The 15,346-nt window shown below is 73.8% G+C and carries 12 protein-coding genes and 1 pseudogene; 6 read left to right on the top strand and 7 right to left on the bottom strand.

Features of this window, described 5'->3' with window-relative positions:
• Nucleotides 1-532: 532 nt before the first annotated feature.
• A complete protein-coding gene (locus AB0E83_RS32695; protein WP_362119974.1) occupies nt 533-1,717 on the top strand; it encodes an aromatic acid exporter family protein in 1,185 nt (394 codons plus the stop codon).
• A gap of 77 nt (nt 1,718-1,794) precedes the next feature.
• On the opposite strand, the gene AB0E83_RS32690 is transcribed toward AB0E83_RS32695, so the two are convergent.
• The 4 genes from AB0E83_RS32690 to AB0E83_RS32675 all read right to left on the bottom strand — a co-directional run bounded on the left by AB0E83_RS32690 (nt 1,795) and on the right by AB0E83_RS32675 (nt 5,509).
• A complete protein-coding gene (locus AB0E83_RS32690) occupies nt 1,795-2,103 on the bottom strand; it encodes a hypothetical protein (protein ID WP_362119976.1) in 309 nt (102 codons plus the stop codon).
• A gap of 44 nt (nt 2,104-2,147) precedes the next feature.
• Entirely contained in the window at nt 2,148-2,813 is a 666-nt protein-coding gene (locus tag AB0E83_RS32685) for an RNA polymerase sigma factor (protein ID WP_362119972.1), read from the bottom strand.
• Between the two features lie 301 nt (nt 2,814-3,114).
• On the bottom strand, nt 3,115-4,785 hold the full coding sequence (locus AB0E83_RS32680) for an acyl-CoA dehydrogenase family protein (RefSeq protein WP_362119970.1): 1,671 nt from the start codon (nt 4,783-4,785) through the stop codon (nt 3,115-3,117).
• A gap of 112 nt (nt 4,786-4,897) precedes the next feature.
• Nucleotides 4,898-5,509 (bottom strand): TetR/AcrR family transcriptional regulator, encoded by a 612-nt coding sequence (locus tag AB0E83_RS32675; RefSeq protein ID WP_362119968.1) that lies wholly within the window; start codon nt 5,507-5,509, stop codon nt 4,898-4,900.
• Nucleotides 5,510-5,790: 281 nt separating this feature from the next.
• Here AB0E83_RS32675 and AB0E83_RS32670 point away from each other — a divergent pair, with 281 nt between their 5' ends.
• Nucleotides 5,791-6,816 (top strand): hypothetical protein, encoded by a 1,026-nt coding sequence (locus AB0E83_RS32670; RefSeq protein ID WP_362119966.1) that lies wholly within the window; start codon nt 5,791-5,793, stop codon nt 6,814-6,816.
• Here AB0E83_RS32670 and AB0E83_RS32665 read toward each other — a convergent pair.
• On the bottom strand, nt 6,806-8,308 hold the full coding sequence (locus AB0E83_RS32665; RefSeq protein ID WP_362119964.1) for a cellulose binding domain-containing protein: 1,503 nt from the start codon (nt 8,306-8,308) through the stop codon (nt 6,806-6,808). The two genes, AB0E83_RS32670 and AB0E83_RS32665, sit on opposite strands and share 11 nt — an antisense overlap.
• A 294-nt stretch (nt 8,309-8,602) precedes the next feature.
• Between AB0E83_RS32665 and AB0E83_RS32660 the strand changes: the two genes are divergently transcribed.
• Nucleotides 8,603-9,943: a cytochrome P450 gene (locus AB0E83_RS32660; RefSeq protein ID WP_362119962.1), complete on the top strand. Its 1,341-nt coding sequence runs from the start codon at nt 8,603-8,605 to the stop codon at nt 9,941-9,943.
• Nucleotides 9,944-9,962: 19 nt separating this feature from the next.
• Here the strand turns inward: AB0E83_RS32660 and AB0E83_RS32655 are convergent, their stop codons facing one another.
• Both AB0E83_RS32655 and AB0E83_RS32650 read right to left on the bottom strand, forming a co-directional pair.
• Nucleotides 9,963-10,445, bottom strand: coding sequence for a hypothetical protein (locus AB0E83_RS32655; protein ID WP_362119960.1), 483 nt, complete (start codon nt 10,443-10,445; stop codon nt 9,963-9,965).
• A 51-nt stretch (nt 10,446-10,496) separates the two neighbouring features.
• On the bottom strand, nt 10,497-11,819 hold the full coding sequence (locus tag AB0E83_RS32650) for a hypothetical protein (protein WP_362119958.1): 1,323 nt from the start codon (nt 11,817-11,819) through the stop codon (nt 10,497-10,499).
• Nucleotides 11,820-12,005: 186 nt separating this feature from the next.
• Here AB0E83_RS32650 and AB0E83_RS32645 point away from each other — a divergent pair.
• From AB0E83_RS32645 to AB0E83_RS32635, 3 genes and pseudogenes are all read left to right on the top strand, one after another.
• Nucleotides 12,006-12,464: pseudogene (locus AB0E83_RS32645) on the top strand (cytochrome c); the annotation flags it as partial.
• Complete coding sequence (locus AB0E83_RS32640) at nt 12,461-13,513, top strand: Rieske 2Fe-2S domain-containing protein (protein ID WP_362119956.1); 1,053 nt, start codon at nt 12,461-12,463, stop codon at nt 13,511-13,513. The pseudogene AB0E83_RS32645 and the gene AB0E83_RS32640, both read left to right, overlap by 4 nt.
• Nucleotides 13,510-15,135 (top strand): cytochrome bc complex cytochrome b subunit, encoded by a 1,626-nt coding sequence (locus AB0E83_RS32635; RefSeq protein ID WP_362119955.1) that lies wholly within the window; start codon nt 13,510-13,512, stop codon nt 15,133-15,135. The genes AB0E83_RS32640 and AB0E83_RS32635 overlap by 4 nt, the downstream gene beginning before the upstream one ends.
• Nucleotides 15,136-15,346: the final 211 nt, after the last annotated feature.

The following is a 15,346-nucleotide window of genomic DNA, read 5'->3' as shown; positions in this document are numbered from 1 at the left end:
GGCCGCGCCGTGCGGTACGGCGCGGCCGGCCGGGTGGCGTTCGGGGCGCCACGCGGCGGGGCGGTGCTCGGCGGCCGGGTCAGAGCTCTCACTGAGCGCGTCACGTCCCGGGGACGGGCCGCCGCGCCGAGCCGCTGCCGGGATGCTAGCGGACAGGAAGGTTTCCTACCAGATACGCGACGGGGCCCGGCGCCGAGGGGGTCGGCGGTCCCGGAGGGGCGACGGGCCCGCTCCCCGGGGCCCGGGAGCGCTCGCCGGGGCCCGGGCCCGCTTCCTGGGACCCGGGCCCGCTTCCCGGGACCCGGGAGCGCTCGCCGGACTCCCGTGCGCCGGAGGCGCCGCTCGGGGCGGGCCGCGTGTGGGATCCGCGGCCCCGGGCAGGCGCATCCGGGTGAGCCCGCGCCGAACGGCCCGGTGGGGCGGGCCGGTGGCCGGGGGGAAGTGGCACGCTCGGCCGGAGCGGGAGACCGGGAGCGAGACGAGGACCCACGTGACGCAACGCAGCAGACGGACCGACGGGGACAGCGGACGCATGGCACGGCTGCGCCGCGACCCCTTCTTCGTCCAGGCCGTCCGGTCGACGGCGGCGGCTACCCTCTCGTACGTCGTCGCCCTCCGGCTCAGCAGCGAACCGGTGCCGCTCACCGCACCCCTGACGGCGCTCCTCGTCGTGCAGGTCACCGTCTACTCGACGCTCACCACCAGTCTGCGCCGGGTGAACTCGGTGGTCGTCGGCGTGCTCATCGCCATCGCGTTCAGCGTCCTCGTCGGGCTCTCCTGGTGGAGCCTCGCCCTGATCATCCTGGCCTCCCTCGTGGTGGGCCGGTTCGTGAAGGTCGAGGAGTTCGTCCCGGAGGTCGCCATCAGCGCGATGCTCGTCCTCGGCGTCACCCAGGTCGCCGACACCGCCTGGGACCGCGTCCTGGAGACCCTGATCGGCGCCGTCGTCGGCATGCTCTTCAACCTGCTGCTCGTGCCGCCCGTGTGGGTGGACACGGCGGGCGAGTCGATCGACGACCTCGCCCGGCGGATGCGGCGCCTGACGCTCGACGTGGCGGAGGAGTTCGCCGGGGCGCCCACCGTGGAGCGGGCGGCGGCCCGGCTGTACGAGGCGCGGCAGCTCGACGACGACGTGGCCGACGTCGACGCCGCCCTGCGCACGGCCGAGGACAGCCTGCGGTTCAACCCGCGCGTCAAGGAGGGACTGCTGCACCGGATCGTGCTGCGCACCGGGCTCGACACGCTGGAGATCTGCGCCGTCGTGCTCCGCGTCCTCACCCGCACCCTCACCGACCTCGCGAAGCAGCGGGCCGGCGAGGAGCTGCTGCCCCGCCCGGTCTCCCTCGCCCTCCAGGAGACCGCACGGCACACCGGGGACGCCTTCGTCAGCTACGCCGTGCTCGTCACCACCCCCGGCAGCGCCGCCGCCGAGGAGGCCGAGACCCGGCTCGCGGGCGACCTGCGGACCGCCCGCGCCTCCCGGGACCGGACCGCCGGACTGCTGCTCGCCCTCGCCCTGCGGGAGCCGGGCCACTGGCAGTTGTACGGGGCGATGCTCGCCGAGATCGACCGCGTCCTCGACGAACTCGCCCCCGAGCACCGGGGCCGCCGCCTCATGGAGGAGCTCGACCGGCACACCCGCGAACGCCGCGAGCGGCGGCGCCGGCTGGTGACCCGGTACGGACGGCGTCGGCGCGCGGGGGCCGAGCGGGGGTGAACGGGGGTGAACGGGGCCGTGCCGGCGCGCGGGGGCACGCCGTACGGGTTCACACCGGCTTACGGGCTCACGCCGGCCTACGGGTTCACGCCGGAGGCGGGCGTACGGGTGGGGTGCGGGTCCGCCTTGGCGAGGACGCAGACGCCGTCCTCGCACCGGCGCTCCAGCCGGCCCCGGGAGACGGTCTGCGCCAGGCCGACCACCCAGCAGGTGGGGCAGCCGCGGAACGCGATCAGCGCCAGCGGGGCCGCCAGCAGGGAGGCCGGTCCGGCGACGGGCACCAGGGCGATCGCGCCGGCGAGCAGCCCGAAGCCGACGGCGCCGCGCGCCAGGTGGCGCGGGACGGATCTGCTGGAGAAGTCCGGGCCCGGGGCGGGCGGCCGCACGGCGCCGGGGGCGGACGTGAGGCCGGGGAGGGCGGGTGTGGTGGTCACGGTCGCGGGTCTCCTTCGTCGGGACGGGGAACGGGCGCGGGGTCGGGGGTGGGTACGGGGCCGAGGCCGGGCCCGGGGGTGGGCGCGGGTGCGGGGCCGGGGCCGGGGGCTTCTTCGAGGGCGGCCAGGGAGTGCCGCAGGGCGGCGCGCGCCCGGTGCAGGCGGGACTTCATCGCCGCGTCGCTCAGGCCCAGCGTCCGGGCGACGGTCCTGCCGGGCAGCCCCTGTACGTCCCGCATGACCAGGACCTGCCGCTGGTCGCGCGGCAGGGCGCCGACCGCGGCGGCGATCCGGCGCGCCTCCAGGCGGTGCAGCACCGCCTCCTCGGCGGACGGCTCCGCGGCCGCCTCCGGGCCGGCCGCGGCCGGTTCCTCGCCGCGCGCGACGAGCAGCCGGACCTGCCGGAGGCACTCGTTGCGCACGATGCGGAACATCCACGAGGCGAGCGCCCCCGTCGCCCGCAGGGTGCCGATCTTCCGGTAGAGGATGATCAGCGCCTCCTGCGCGGCGTCCTCCGCGTCCTGCGGGGAGGCGCACAGCGACAGGGCGAACTTCCGCACGTGCGGCTGCGATTCCATGACGACGGTGGTGAGCGAGGCGACGTCGCCGTCCTGGGCGGCCTTGACCAGCCGCTCGTCCGGCCAGGAGAAGGGTCGGTTCATGTGCTCTTCCTCGTGCTCCGTGGGCTCCCGGCGGACGGGACCCGGTCAGGCCCGGCTCCGGAACCGCCGGGAGAGGTGCCACGCGCACGCTCCGACGAGCACGACTCCGACGACGACGAGGGCGGTGACCAGCATGGTGTCTCCTTCCGGTGGGGCCGGCCCGTCCGGCCGGCCCGTACGCGTACAAGAGACGGCGCGCCCCGGAAAGGATTCGCCTTCGCGCGGAAAACCTTCCCCGGCCCTTCCGGGAGGCCGGGGAAAGGCCCGTCGCACGGGGTGGCGCGTCACGCGGGGAGGCGCGTCACACGGGGAGGCGCGTCAGCACCCCCGCGAAGTCCGTCGCGGGCGCGAGGGTGCCGAAGGCGAGGCCCTGGTCCCCGGCCAGCCGCGACGCGCAGAAGGCGTCGGCCACCGCCGCCGGCGCGTGCCGGACCAGGAGCGAGCCCTGGAGCACGAGCGCGGCCCGCTCGGCGACCCGGCGGGCGCGCAGCGGGGCGTCCTCGGTGAGCCGCAGCTCGTCCCGCAGCCCGGCCCAGGCCGCGTCGAGCCGCCGGTCGGCCCCGGCCGCCGCGTCGATCTCCGCCCGGAAGGCCTCCAGCGCCTCCGGCTCGCGGGCCAGGGCGCGCAGCAGGTCCAGGGCGCTGACGTTCCCCGAGCCCTCCCAGATGCTGTTGAGCGGAGCCTCGCGGTACATCCGCGGCATGCCCGACGCCTCGTCATAGCCGTTGCCGCCGAGGCATTCCAGCGCCTCGGCCACGGCGGCGGGCTGCCGCTTGCACACCCAGTACTTCCCGACGGTGGTGGCCAGGCGCAGGAAGGCCCGCTCCCGTTCGTCGCCGAGCCGGGCGCGGTCGGCGGCGCCGGCCAGTCGCAGGCCGAGGGTGGTGGCGGCCTCCGACTCCAGCGCCAGGTCGGCCAGGACGTTCCGCATCAGCGGCTGGTCGATCAGCTTGGCGCCGAACGCCGAGCGGTGGCGGGCGTGATGGGCGGCCTGGGCGAGCGCGCCCCGGATGCCGGCGGCGGAACCGAGCACGCAGTCCAGGCGCGTCATCGTCACCATGTCGATGATGGTCCGCACGCCCTTGCCCTCGGCGCCGACCAGCCAGGCGACCGTGTCGTCGAACTCCGGCTCGCTGCTGGCGTTGGAACGGTTGCCGAGCTTGTCCTTGAGCCGCTGGACCCGGAAGGTGTTGCGGCCGCCGTCGGGCAGCACGCGCGGGACGAGGAAGCAGGAGAGGCCGCCCGGCGCCTGCGCGAGGACCAGGAAGAGGTCGTTCATCGGCGCGCTGGTGAACCACTTGTGCCCGCGCAACCGCCAGGTGCCGTCCGGGTGTTCCGTCGCCGTGGTGGTGTTGGCGCGGACGTCGCTGCCGCCCTGCTTCTCGGTCATGCCCATCCCGGCGAGCAGCCCCCGCTTCCCCGCCGGGGCGCGCAGCCCGGGGTCGTACGACCGGCTGGTGAGCAACGGCTCGTAGATCCCGGCGAGTTCGGGGGAGTGGCGCAGCGCGGGGACCACCGCGTACGTCATCGAGACCGGGCACAGGTGGCCCGCTTCCAGCGTGCCGGCGAGCATGAAGCCGGCGGCGCGCGCCACGTGGGCGCCGGGCCGGTCGTCGGCCCAGGCGGCGCCGGCGAGGCCCTCGCCCACGGACAGGTCCATCAGCCGGTGGTAGGCCGGGTGGAACTCGACCTCGTCGATCCGGTTCCCGTACCGGTCGTGGGTGCGCAGTTCCGGCTCGTGGCGGTTGGCCTGGTCCGCCCAGCGCTGGGCCTCCTCGCTCGCGACCACCCGGCCGAGGCGGTGCAGGTCCTCCAGGTGCCACCCGGCCCCCTCCCGCTCGACGCCCTCCAGCAGCACCGGGTCGGCCGCCGCGTCGTGACCGGTCAGCGGCGGGGCCTGGTTGGTGACCTCGTGCGTCACGGCGGCGGGACGGCTCTGGGGTGCGGCGGTGGCGGTGGTTGCGGTGGTCATGGCGGCTGCTCCAGGGGCGAGGCGGGGCGGGGCGGAGTCGTCGGCGTACGGCGGCGGGGCGGCGAAGCGGCGGGGTGCGGCGGCCCGGGGCGACGGGTGACGGGCGGCGGGGCTACGGCGGCGGTGCGGCGCCGGCGCAGCGCAGGGCCATGGCGACGAGTTCGGCGAGGAGGGCCTCGCTGGCGGTCCCGTCGGCGGCGCCGAGCGGGTCGACCAGGACCTCGCCGACCGCGCCGGTCAGCGCGGCGGCGGTGATCTCGCCGTTCTGCTCCGGCAGCGCCCCCTCCGCGATCCCCTCGCGCACCACCGTGGCGAAGAGGGCGCGGTAGCGGCGCCGGAACTCCAACCGCTCGGCGCCGACGGCGGGTTCGGCCGGCGCGGCGAGCAGGGCGTGGGCGAGCCCGCGGTTCTCCAGGGCCCGGCGCGCGAAGACCTCGACGCCGCGGCTCAGCCGCTCGACCGGGTCGCCCGGCGCGGCCAGCACCTCGCCGAGCACCTCCACCTCGCGCCCGGCGGCGCGCCGGAACACCTCCACGGCGAGCGCCGCCTTGGAGGGGAAGTGCTGGTAGACCGAGCCCGCCGCGATCCCGGCGGCGTCGGCGACCGCGGTCACCGACGCCTGGGACCAGCCCACCTCGGCGACGACCGAGGTGGCGCAGGCGATCAGGTGCTCGCGGGCCGCTTCGAGCCGGCGGAGCTCGGCGGGCGTCTTGCGGTAGGCCATGAATGAAGTGAACCACCATTCAGTGCTTCGCGCCATGGCCCGGCGCGGGGAAGCGGGGACGGGGAAGGAAGGGGGGACGGTGAGGGGGGAGGAGGGTGACGAGGCGCGGCCGCGGGGAGGGGCGGGGCGGTCCGGTCTCGTGGCCGGGGTGCCGGCCGGCGGCCCCCGCCCGGCGTACGCGGACGGACGCCCGACGCACACGCGTGTCACCCGCCCGTCCGTGTACGCCACCCCTGCGGGGTCCGGGCGGAGCTGTCGGTGGCGTCTGCTTCCATGCCGCCATGGACCTGCCGAACCAGCCCGCCGAACTCCCCGAACTCCCCGACCTCCCCGGCCCCTCCGGAGCGCCCGAACCGCTCGGAGCGCCCGAACCGCTCGAACTCCCCGAGCTCCTCGCCCTCCTGCGCCGTCTGGCCTGGGCCGACACCGGTGAGCTCCGGTGTCAGGAACCGGGCCACTCCGACGGGCACGTCTGTCTGGCGCCGCCGGCCGGGGAGGGCGCCCTCGACGCGCTCCGGCGGGCCCTCGTCGAGCGGCACGGGCGGGCGCGGAGCCTCGCCCGCGACGGGTACGCCGACCCGACCGTCACCGACCTCACCGGCCTGCCGCTGCTCACCCCCTTCGGGGACCGGATCGTCGAGATGCGGGGCTGGTCGCACGGCGGACGGTGGATCGGCCTCGGCGCCGTCCGCGACCACCGCCGGGGCCCCGAGCCCGTGGTGGTGGTCGCGGAGGGCCGGAGCCCGGCGGCGGAGGTCCCGGAGGGGTCCACCTGGCTGGGCGGGATCGTCGCGACCACCGGCCGGGACCTCGCCGCGCCCCGCCACGCGGTCGACTGGGCGGACGTCGAGGCCCGGCTCGGCACGGCGCTCCCCGTCGACTACAAGCAACTCGTCGAGGTCTTCGGGGAGGGCGCCTTCGACGGCTACCTACGGATCCAGGTCCCCGGTGCCCGCGAGCCCGGGGCGGACCTCGTCGAGCACGCGCGGTGGCTCGGCGAGTGGGCGCGGACCCGGGGCGGCGACCTGTGGAAGCCGTACACGGCCTATCCGGCGCCCGGCGGGCTCCTCCAGTGGGGCGACACCGAGCAGGCCGACTCGTTCTACTGGCTCACCGAGGGGACCGACCCGGACCGCTGGCCGATCCTCACGACCGAGGACGACTTCGCCTCCTGGCGGCGCTTCGACGGCACGATCACCGAGTTCGTCCACCGCCTGCTCACCGACCCCCACCACCCCTTCTCCACGGCCCGTTACTTCGACAGCCACTGGTTCGAGTCCTACGGGGAGCCGGACCTCACGGAGTGACCGCGATGTTGGTGAGCCCGCTCGTGGCGCCCCGTACCGTGTTCGAGGCGTGCACCACGTTGAGCCGGCCCGGGCACTTCGACGTCGAGGTGATCCGGATCGCGTACGCGCCCGTCCCGCCCAGGTCCGAGTCGTTGCCGCGCCACACGTTGCCGCAGCCGTTCGGGAAGGCCGGCGTGGTGACCGGGTTGTGCGTCTCGTACCCGTTGGCGAAGGTGCCCGGCGGGGCGAAGGTGCCGGTGTTCCCCTCGACGAGGTAGTCGACGCCCTTCACGTCGATCCACGAGTCCGCCGAGTTCTGCCCGCTGATCCCGCGCCCGTCGAAGGTGTTGCCGCGGACGACGCCGCCGAAGGTGCCCTCCTTCACGTCGATCGCCTCGGCGGCGACGTCCGGGCCGATCCGGTTGTTCTCCACCAGCACCCGGTCCGAGCGGTCGGCGCCGCCCTCGTTGCCGTGGCAGCCCCAGTTCGAGCCGGCCGAGCCGATGTAGACGCCCTCGCCGTACCCCGGCTGGACCAGGCCCGTCGACTCGACCGTCGAGTCGCGGAGCACGCCGTCCGCCGAGGACCGCCGGAAGTGCACGCCCTCCTCCTCGACGTGGTGGACGTACAGCCCGTCCGCCGTCACGTGCGGGGAGGCGTCGACGACCACGCCCTTCTTGGAGTCCCGGACGGTGAAGCCCTCCAGGTTCCAGTACGCGGCCCCGTACAGCCACAGGCCGTAGCCCGGGTCCCAGCCGGCGGTGGGCACGGGGCAGGAGGGTCCGCTGCCGGACGGCCCGTCGTTGACGAGCACCGCCGTCCGCGGGCCGGTCAGCGTGACCGGCCGGTCCGCCGTGCCGGGCCGCTGGGCGATGAAGGAGCCCCGGTACTCGCCGGGCGCCATCCGGATGGTCTGCCCCGGCACCGCCGAGGCCAGCGCGGCCCGGAGCTCCGCCGCCGTGGCCACGTCGACGACGGGACCGGAGGGCGGGCCGGTCGGGGTGGGGGTGGGAGCGGACGTGGGAGTGGATGTGGGAGACGACGTCGGCGTCGGTGCCGGCGTGGGTGTCGGCGTCGGTGTGGGCGTGGGCGTCGGGGTCGGCGTGGGGGAACCGCCGTCGCACGGGGCGCCGTTGACCGTGCAGTTGGACGGGAGGCCGGGCCCGCTCGCGTTGAAGCCGAAGCCCTGCGTCGCGCCCGGCGCGATCGAGGCGTTCCAGGAGAGGCTGGTGAAGGTGTAGTGCCGGCCGCTCAGGGTCTTCGTCGCCGACCAGTGGCTGCTGACCGTGGTGCCCTCCGGCAGGTCGAACTCGACCGTCCAGCCGGTCGCGGGAGCGTCCCCGCCGTTCCTCACCGTCACGTCGGCGCCGTACCCGGTGCTCCAGACGCTCGCCCGCGTGACCGAGGCGGTGAGGGCGGGGGCCGAGGCCCGGGCCTGCGGGGCCGGGCCCCCCGCGGCGATCAGACCGGTGACGGCTGTCGCGACCGCGGCCGATATCGCTCTGCGCATGGTGGAGCGTCTCCCTCCTGCTGGGCGGCGGCCCCGACGGGCCCATGGTCAGGAAGGTTTCCTTACCGTCACGGGCGCGTCAACGGAAGGGACGGATCCCGTACGCGCCCGTTCGAGCCCCGCCCGCACCCCGGACGCGCTCCCGAACAACCCCCGGGCAACGCCCACTTCGCGCCACGACCGGGCGGGAGGCGCGAAGTCGGGGTGCCGTCCGGAGCCCCCGCGCCCCTACAGTGCGAGACGACCGCCGCCACCCCGCACGCGCGCGTGCGGACGCCGAAGAGGAGCACCGCCGTGGCCGACCCCGCACCCCTGGACGCCCGGGAGGCGTCGGAGCCGGCGGGCCGCCCCGTCCCCGAACTGGAGCCCGGGCTCGTCGAGCGGTGGCGCGCCGGGGGCGGCGAACTGGCCGGCCTCCTCGGCCTCGTACGGGAACGGCTCGGCGGAGTCGGCGCGTTCCGCCCCGCGCCCGGAGCCGCCCCCACGGTGCTCGTCACCGACCCCGACGCCGTCCGGCACGTCCTCGCCCTCCACCCCGACCGGTACGTCAAGCGCTCCCACCGCGCCCGGATCCTCGTCGGCGACGGCGTCCTCTCCGCCGCCGGCGACGCCTGGCAGCGTCAACGGCGCGTCCTCCAGGCCCAGTTCACCGGCCGCGGCATGCGCCGGTACGAGGCGCGGATCACCGCCGCCGCACGGGGGACGGCCGCCCGCTGGGAGGCGTACGCCCGTACCGGCGAGGAGTTCGACCTCGGCGGGGAGACGCGCCGCTTCGCCCTCGACACCATCTGGCGCGCCCTGACCGGGCACCCGCTCGACCAGGACACCGAGCGCGAACTCGACGCCGTCGCCCGGGTGGTGGCGGTCCTGCCCGGCTTGCCCGCCGACGGGGTCGCCGCCCGGGGCGCCGTCGCCGCCGACATCGCCCGGATCGACGCCGTCGCCGAACGGGCCGTCGCCGCCGCCCGGGAGGCTGGCGCCGGGCCCGACGGCCCCGGCCTGCTGCACGTCCTCGTCGAGGCGTCCGGGACCCGCCCCGCGTACACGGACCGGCTGGTCCGCGACGAACTCGTCACCCTCCTCGTCGCCGGGCACGAGACCACCGCCACCACCCTCACCTGGCTGCACCTCCTCCTCGACCGGCACCCCGAGGCCCGCGCGGAGGCCCTCGCCGCCGGGCCCGCCGGTTCGCCCGAGCGGCGGCAGGCCGTGCGGGCGCTCGTCCACGAGACGCTCCGCCTCTACCCCTCGGCCTGGATCCTGCCCCGGCACGCCGCCGAGGCCGACACCCTCGCGGGACACGCGGTCCCCGCCGGCACCGACCTGCTCGTCTGCCCCTACCTCACCCACCGCGACCCCGGTCTCTGGCCGGAACCCGAGCGCTTCGACCCCACCCGCTTCACCACCCCGGGCCGCCGCCCCGGACACCCCGGCGCCTACCTCCCGTTCGGCCTCGGCCCCCGCGCCTGCCTGGGCCTCCAGTTCGCCCTCCGGGAGACCACCACCCTCCTCGAGCACCTGCTCCCCGGCCCCGCCCCCCGCCTCCTCTCCCGCCCGGAGAGGACCGCCTACGGCCTCACCGTCCGCCCCGACGGCCCCGTCCCGGCCGTCCTCGGCGACGGTCGGGCGGGGTGAGCGCCGGGGCGGACGCCGGTCAGCGCATCACGGAGGAGAAGGGGTCGAGCTGGATCCAGGTGACGGGGTTCGACGACTGGGGGCCGTAGACCTTGAGGGCGCCGGCGGTGTTGGCCTCGACGCGGACCGCGTTGATGCCCTGGCTGTTGTTGCGGGGGACGACGCCGCGGGTCAGCTTGGGCGGGCGGATCGTGGCCGGCAGGGTGCCGAGGGTGCTGTCGGCGGTGAAGTTGCAGGTGAGGAGGCCGCGCAGCTGGAGGAACTCGGTGCCCGCGAGGCGGATGACTCGGGCCTGGAGCGGGGCGCCGGCGTCGGGGGTGACGCCGGCGGCGGGGACGATGTCGGTCCAGTCGACGACGGTCTGGCAGCCGTCGACCGGGTCCACGGCGGCGGCCGGGGCGGCCGTGGCGAGCGGGACGCCGACGGCGGCGACGGGCGCCGCGAGCGCGGCGGTGAGCAGGGAACGGCGGCTGGTCGACGGCGAGGACGACTGCTGGGTCATGAGGGGATCCTCCGGAGTGAAGTGGGGACGAAGAGAGGGGGAGAGGGCGGGTCAGCGCCAGGCGACCGAGACGCCGTCCAGGTCGATCCAGGTGATCGCGTTGTCGGCGTAGGCGCCGTACGCCCACAGCTCCCCGCGGACGTTGGCCTCGACGCGGCAGACGCACCGCCCGGTGTTGTTGTTCCGCGGCACGTTCTGCCGGGTCTGCCGGGTCGGGCGCAGCCGGTGCGGCAGGGTCGCGATCCTGCTGTCCGCGGTGAGCGAGCAGGTCAGGGTGCCGCGCAGCTGGAGGTAGGTGGTGCCGGCGAGGGCGACGAGCCGGCCGCGCGGGCGCTCGGTGCCGGCGGTGACGCCGGCGGCGAGCGCGAGGTCCTCCCAGTCCGACAGGACCTTCACGCCGTCGACGGCGGGCTTCGTCGGGTACCAGCAGACGGTGACGTCCCGCGAACCGGTCGTGCCGGGCACGGTGTTGCTGAACCCGAACAGCAGCCGGGTCTCCTGCGTGGCCGGGTCGACCTCGACGGCGACGCCCTCCGGCTCGCGCCGCTCCAGGCCGTCCGCGCCGGTGACGACCTGGCGGTCGAGGCGCTGCCCGGTGGCCCAGTCGTACGAGGTCATGAAGGCGATGCCGGGGAACGCGCTCGGCACCGTCTCCGGGTAGGTCTTCGCGTCGTACGGCGCCCAGTGGTACGCGTACAGCACGTCGCCCAGCGTCTGGAAGCCCTGGGAGGTCAGGGTCTTCTCCAGCGGGTACGGGGACGGCACGGCCGGCGTGACGTCCTCGCCGGCCGGCATGACGAAGGTCGTGCCGACGGGCGTCCAGTCGCCGGCGGCGGCGCGGGTGGCGTCGTACCGGGTGAAGTGCCGCTTCCCGTCCTTGTGGTACATGACGGTCAGCAGGTTGGTGGTCGGGTCGAGCGAGGGCCCGGTGCTCGACGTGGAACCGGGCGGCGTGAACTTCCGCTCCGGCGGGATCGTCGTGGCGTCGAGCACCCCGCCGTCGACGAACTTGAACCGCGTGACGGACTTGCCGAAGGCGACGCCGCTGCCGGTGACGTGCAGCGGGCCGCACTCGGTCCACAGGTGGCTGTCCGCGCCGACCGGCTGGCAGCCCATCGACAGGCCGTGCCCGAAGCCCTTGAGCCGCATGGAGCCGGTGACCGCGCCCGTCGTGCGGTGGATGCGGTTCAGGTACATGTTGCCGGAGTCGCCCGGCGCGGTCGCCGAGGACTCCAGCTGGAGCACGAAGACGTGCCCGTTGACCGTGTCGGTGGCTATCGCCTGCGGGGCGGGGCCCTGCACCAGGTCGACCGTCTGGATGAGCCTGCCGGTGACGCCCGACAGGTCGACGCCGTTGACGTCAGTGAATCCCATGTTCTCTCCCTCGTGGACAACCCTCGGGTCCACGTCCCCGGGATCATCACACGAGGCCGCGACCGCCGGGCCGACGGGGTCGGGGCGGCCCCGGCGGCCCCTCTGTTACGTTGACGGCGCCCGGTCCCGAGGAGAGGAGACGGCCCGCCCATGGCCCTCATCCACCGCACCACGATGACGCCGACGATCGCGGCGTACGTCGCCTCCCTCGGTGCCGGCCCGATCACGCCGAAGGAAGGCCAGTACAACCCCGCGGGCGCCGACATCGCCAAGGGTGGCGAGCTGTTCCGCACCAACTGCGCGCAGTGCCACAACTTCACCGGTGAGGGCGGCGCGCTGACCCACGGCAAGTACGCCCCGACCCTCGAGGGCGTCAGTCCGAAGCACCTCTACGAGGCCATGCAGACCGGCCCGCAGAACATGCCCTCCTTCCCGGACAGCACCATGCCGGAGAAGGAGAAGAAGGACATCATCGCGTACGTCCAGGCCGTCAACGGCGAGAAGGCCGACAACCCGGGCGGTCTGTCGCTCGGTGGCCTCGGCCCCGTCTCCGAGGGCCTGTTCGCCTGGATCTTCGGTCTGGGTGGTCTGATCGCAGTTGCCATCTGGGTCGCGGCCCACACCGCTAAGGCCAAGAAGTCATGAGTACCCAAGAGATTCCAGAAGAGAACCTGCCGGCAGGGCAGGACACCGCGCACGGCGCGGTGAAGGTCGCGGACAACCCGTTCGCCGACCCGGGCCTTCCGCCCCACAAGCCGCGCGTCCAGGACATCGACGAGAAGGCCGCCCGGCGCTCCGAGCGCGCCGTCGCGTTCATGTTCGTGCTGTCGATGCTGGCCACCGTCGGCTTCATCGCCTCGTACGTGATCTTCCCGGTCGACAAGATCGTGTACATCTGGCCGTTCGGCCGGGTGTCCGCGCTCAACTTCGCGCTCGGGTGGACCCTCGGTCTCGCCCTCTTCTTCATCGGCGCGGGCGCGGTCCACTGGGCCCGCACCCTGATGTCCGACGTCGAGATCGCGGACGAGCGTCACCCGATCGCCGCCTCGCCCGAGGTCAAGGCGCAGGTCATGGCCGACTTCGCGCAGGGCGCCGCGGAGTCCGGCTTCGGCCGCCGCAAGCTCATCCGCAACACGCTGTTCGGCGCGCTGGCCATGGTGCCGCTCTCCGGCGTCGTGCTGCTGCGTGACATGGGTCCGCTGCCCGAGAAGAAGCTCCGCACGACGCTGTGGGCCAAGGGCAAGCTGCTCATCAACATGAACACGCACGAGCCGCTGCGTCCCGAGGACGTCGCCGTCGGTTCGCTGACCTTCGCGATGCCCGAGGGCCTCTCGGAGCACGACCACAACTTCCAGACCGAGATCGCCAAGGCCGCCCTGATGATCGTCCGGATCCAGCCGGAGGACATCAAGGACAAGCGCGAGCTCGAGTGGTCGCACGACGGCATCGTCGCCTTCTCGAAGATCTGCACCCACGTCGGCTGCCCGATCTCGCTGTACGAGCAGCAGACGCACCACGTGCTCTGCCCGTGCCACCAGTCCACCTTCGACCTGTCCGACGGCGCCCGAGTCATCTTCGGCCCGGCCGGTCACGCCCTCCCGCAGCTGCGGATCGGTGTGAACGACAAGGGCTTCCTCGAAGCGCACGGCGACTTCGACGAGCCCGTCGGTCCCGCATTCTGGGAGCGCGGATGAGCACTGTGACCAACACGCAGAAGAAGGCGCCCGCCGGTGAGCGGGTCGCCGACTGGGCCGACGGCCGCCTGGGGATCTACACGCTGGCCAAGGCCAACATGCGGAAGATCTTCCCGGACCACTGGTCCTTCATGCTGGGCGAGATCTGCCTCTACAGCTTCCTCATCATCATCCTGACGGGCGTCTACCTGACGATGTTCTTCCACCCGTCGATGAACGAGGTGGAGTACGCCGGACCGTACGTCCCGCTCCAGGGACAGCTGATGTCCGAGGCGTTCAACTCGACCATGCACATCTCCTTCGAGGTGCGCGGTGGTCTGCTGATCCGGCAGATCCACCACTGGGCGGCGCTGATCTTCCTCGCCGGCATGTTCGTGCACATGATGCGCGTCTTCTTCACCGGCGCGTTCCGCAAGCCGCGTGAGATCAACTGGCTGTTCGGCTTCCTGCTGTTCTTCCTGGGCATGTTCACCGGCTTCACCGGTTACTCGCTCCCGGACGACCTGCTCTCCGGCACCGGTGTCCGCTTCATGCAGGGCGCGATCCTGTCGGTGCCGATCGTCGGCACCTACCTGTCGATGTTCCTCTTCGGCGGCGAGTTCCCCGGCGGCGACTTCGTGGCCCGGTTCTACTCGGCGCACGTGCTGCTGCTCCCCGGCATCATGCTGGGCCTGGTGGTCGCCCACCTGATCCTGGTGTTCGTCCACAAGCACACGCACTTCGAGGGCCCCGGCCGGACGAACAAGAACGTCGTCGGCATGCCGCTGCTCCCGGTGTACATGGCGAAGGCCGGAGGCTTCTTCTTCCTGGTCTTCGGCGTCATCGCGGTGATCTCCGCGGTCGCCTCGATCAACCCGATCTGGGCGCTCGGCCCGTACCGCCCGGACCAGGTGTCCACCGGCGCCCAGCCCGACTGGTACATGGGCTTCGCCGAGGGTCTGATCCGTGTCATGCCGGGCTGGGAGATCAACCTGTGGGGCCACACGCTGGTCCTCGGCGTGATGATCCCGCTGGCGATCTTCCCGCTGGTCCTCGCGGCCATCGCGGTCTACCCGTTCATCGAGTCCTGGATCACCGGCGACAAGCGCGAGCACCACATCGCGCAGCGCCCGCGCAACGCTCCGACGCGCACCGCCTTCGGCGTCGCCTGGATCACCGCGTACATGATCATGCTCGTCGGTGGTGGAAACGACCTCTGGGCGACCCACTTCCACCTGTCGATCAACTCGATCACCTGGTTCGTGCGGATCTTCTTCTTCGTCGGCCCGGTCATCGCGTTCATCGTCACCAAGCGGATCTGCCTCGGCCTCCAGCGCCGGGACAAGGACAAGGTGCTGCACGGACGCGAGTCCGGCATCATCAAGCGCCTGCCGCACGGTGAGTTCGTCGAGGTCCACGAGCCGCTCAGCCAGGGCGAGCTGTACAAGCTCACCGCGCACGAGCAGTACCAGCCCGCCGAGCTGCCGCCGGCCGTCGACGAGAACGGCGTCCAGCGGAAGATCGGCGCGATGGAGAAGCTCCGGGTCAAGCTCAACAAGGGCTACTACGGCGACGACAACCAGGTCGCCAAGCCCACCCTGGAGGAGTACAAGGAGATCCAGAACGGCCACGGCCACCACTGAGACCCTCCTGACCTCCTGACGTAGGTCGCCACGGCGAGAGCCCCGTCCATTCGATGGACGGGGCTCTTTGCCGTATCCGCGGATCGATAGGGTGGGGAGCAGTGACGTGTTGCGCGCGCAACACCCCCGACCCCCGACAACAGCAGGCATGTTCGCGGTGACACCCCCACGCGGTACGACCCCCGCGGGGCGCCCCGCGCCCGCCCCCCAC

This window comes from Streptomyces sp. NPDC035033 (genome assembly GCF_040636735.1).
Taxonomy (GTDB): Bacteria; Actinomycetota; Actinomycetes; order Streptomycetales; family Streptomycetaceae; genus Streptomyces.
Note: the sequence above shows the minus strand (reverse complement) of the source record. Positions and strands in the feature narration are given on the sequence as shown.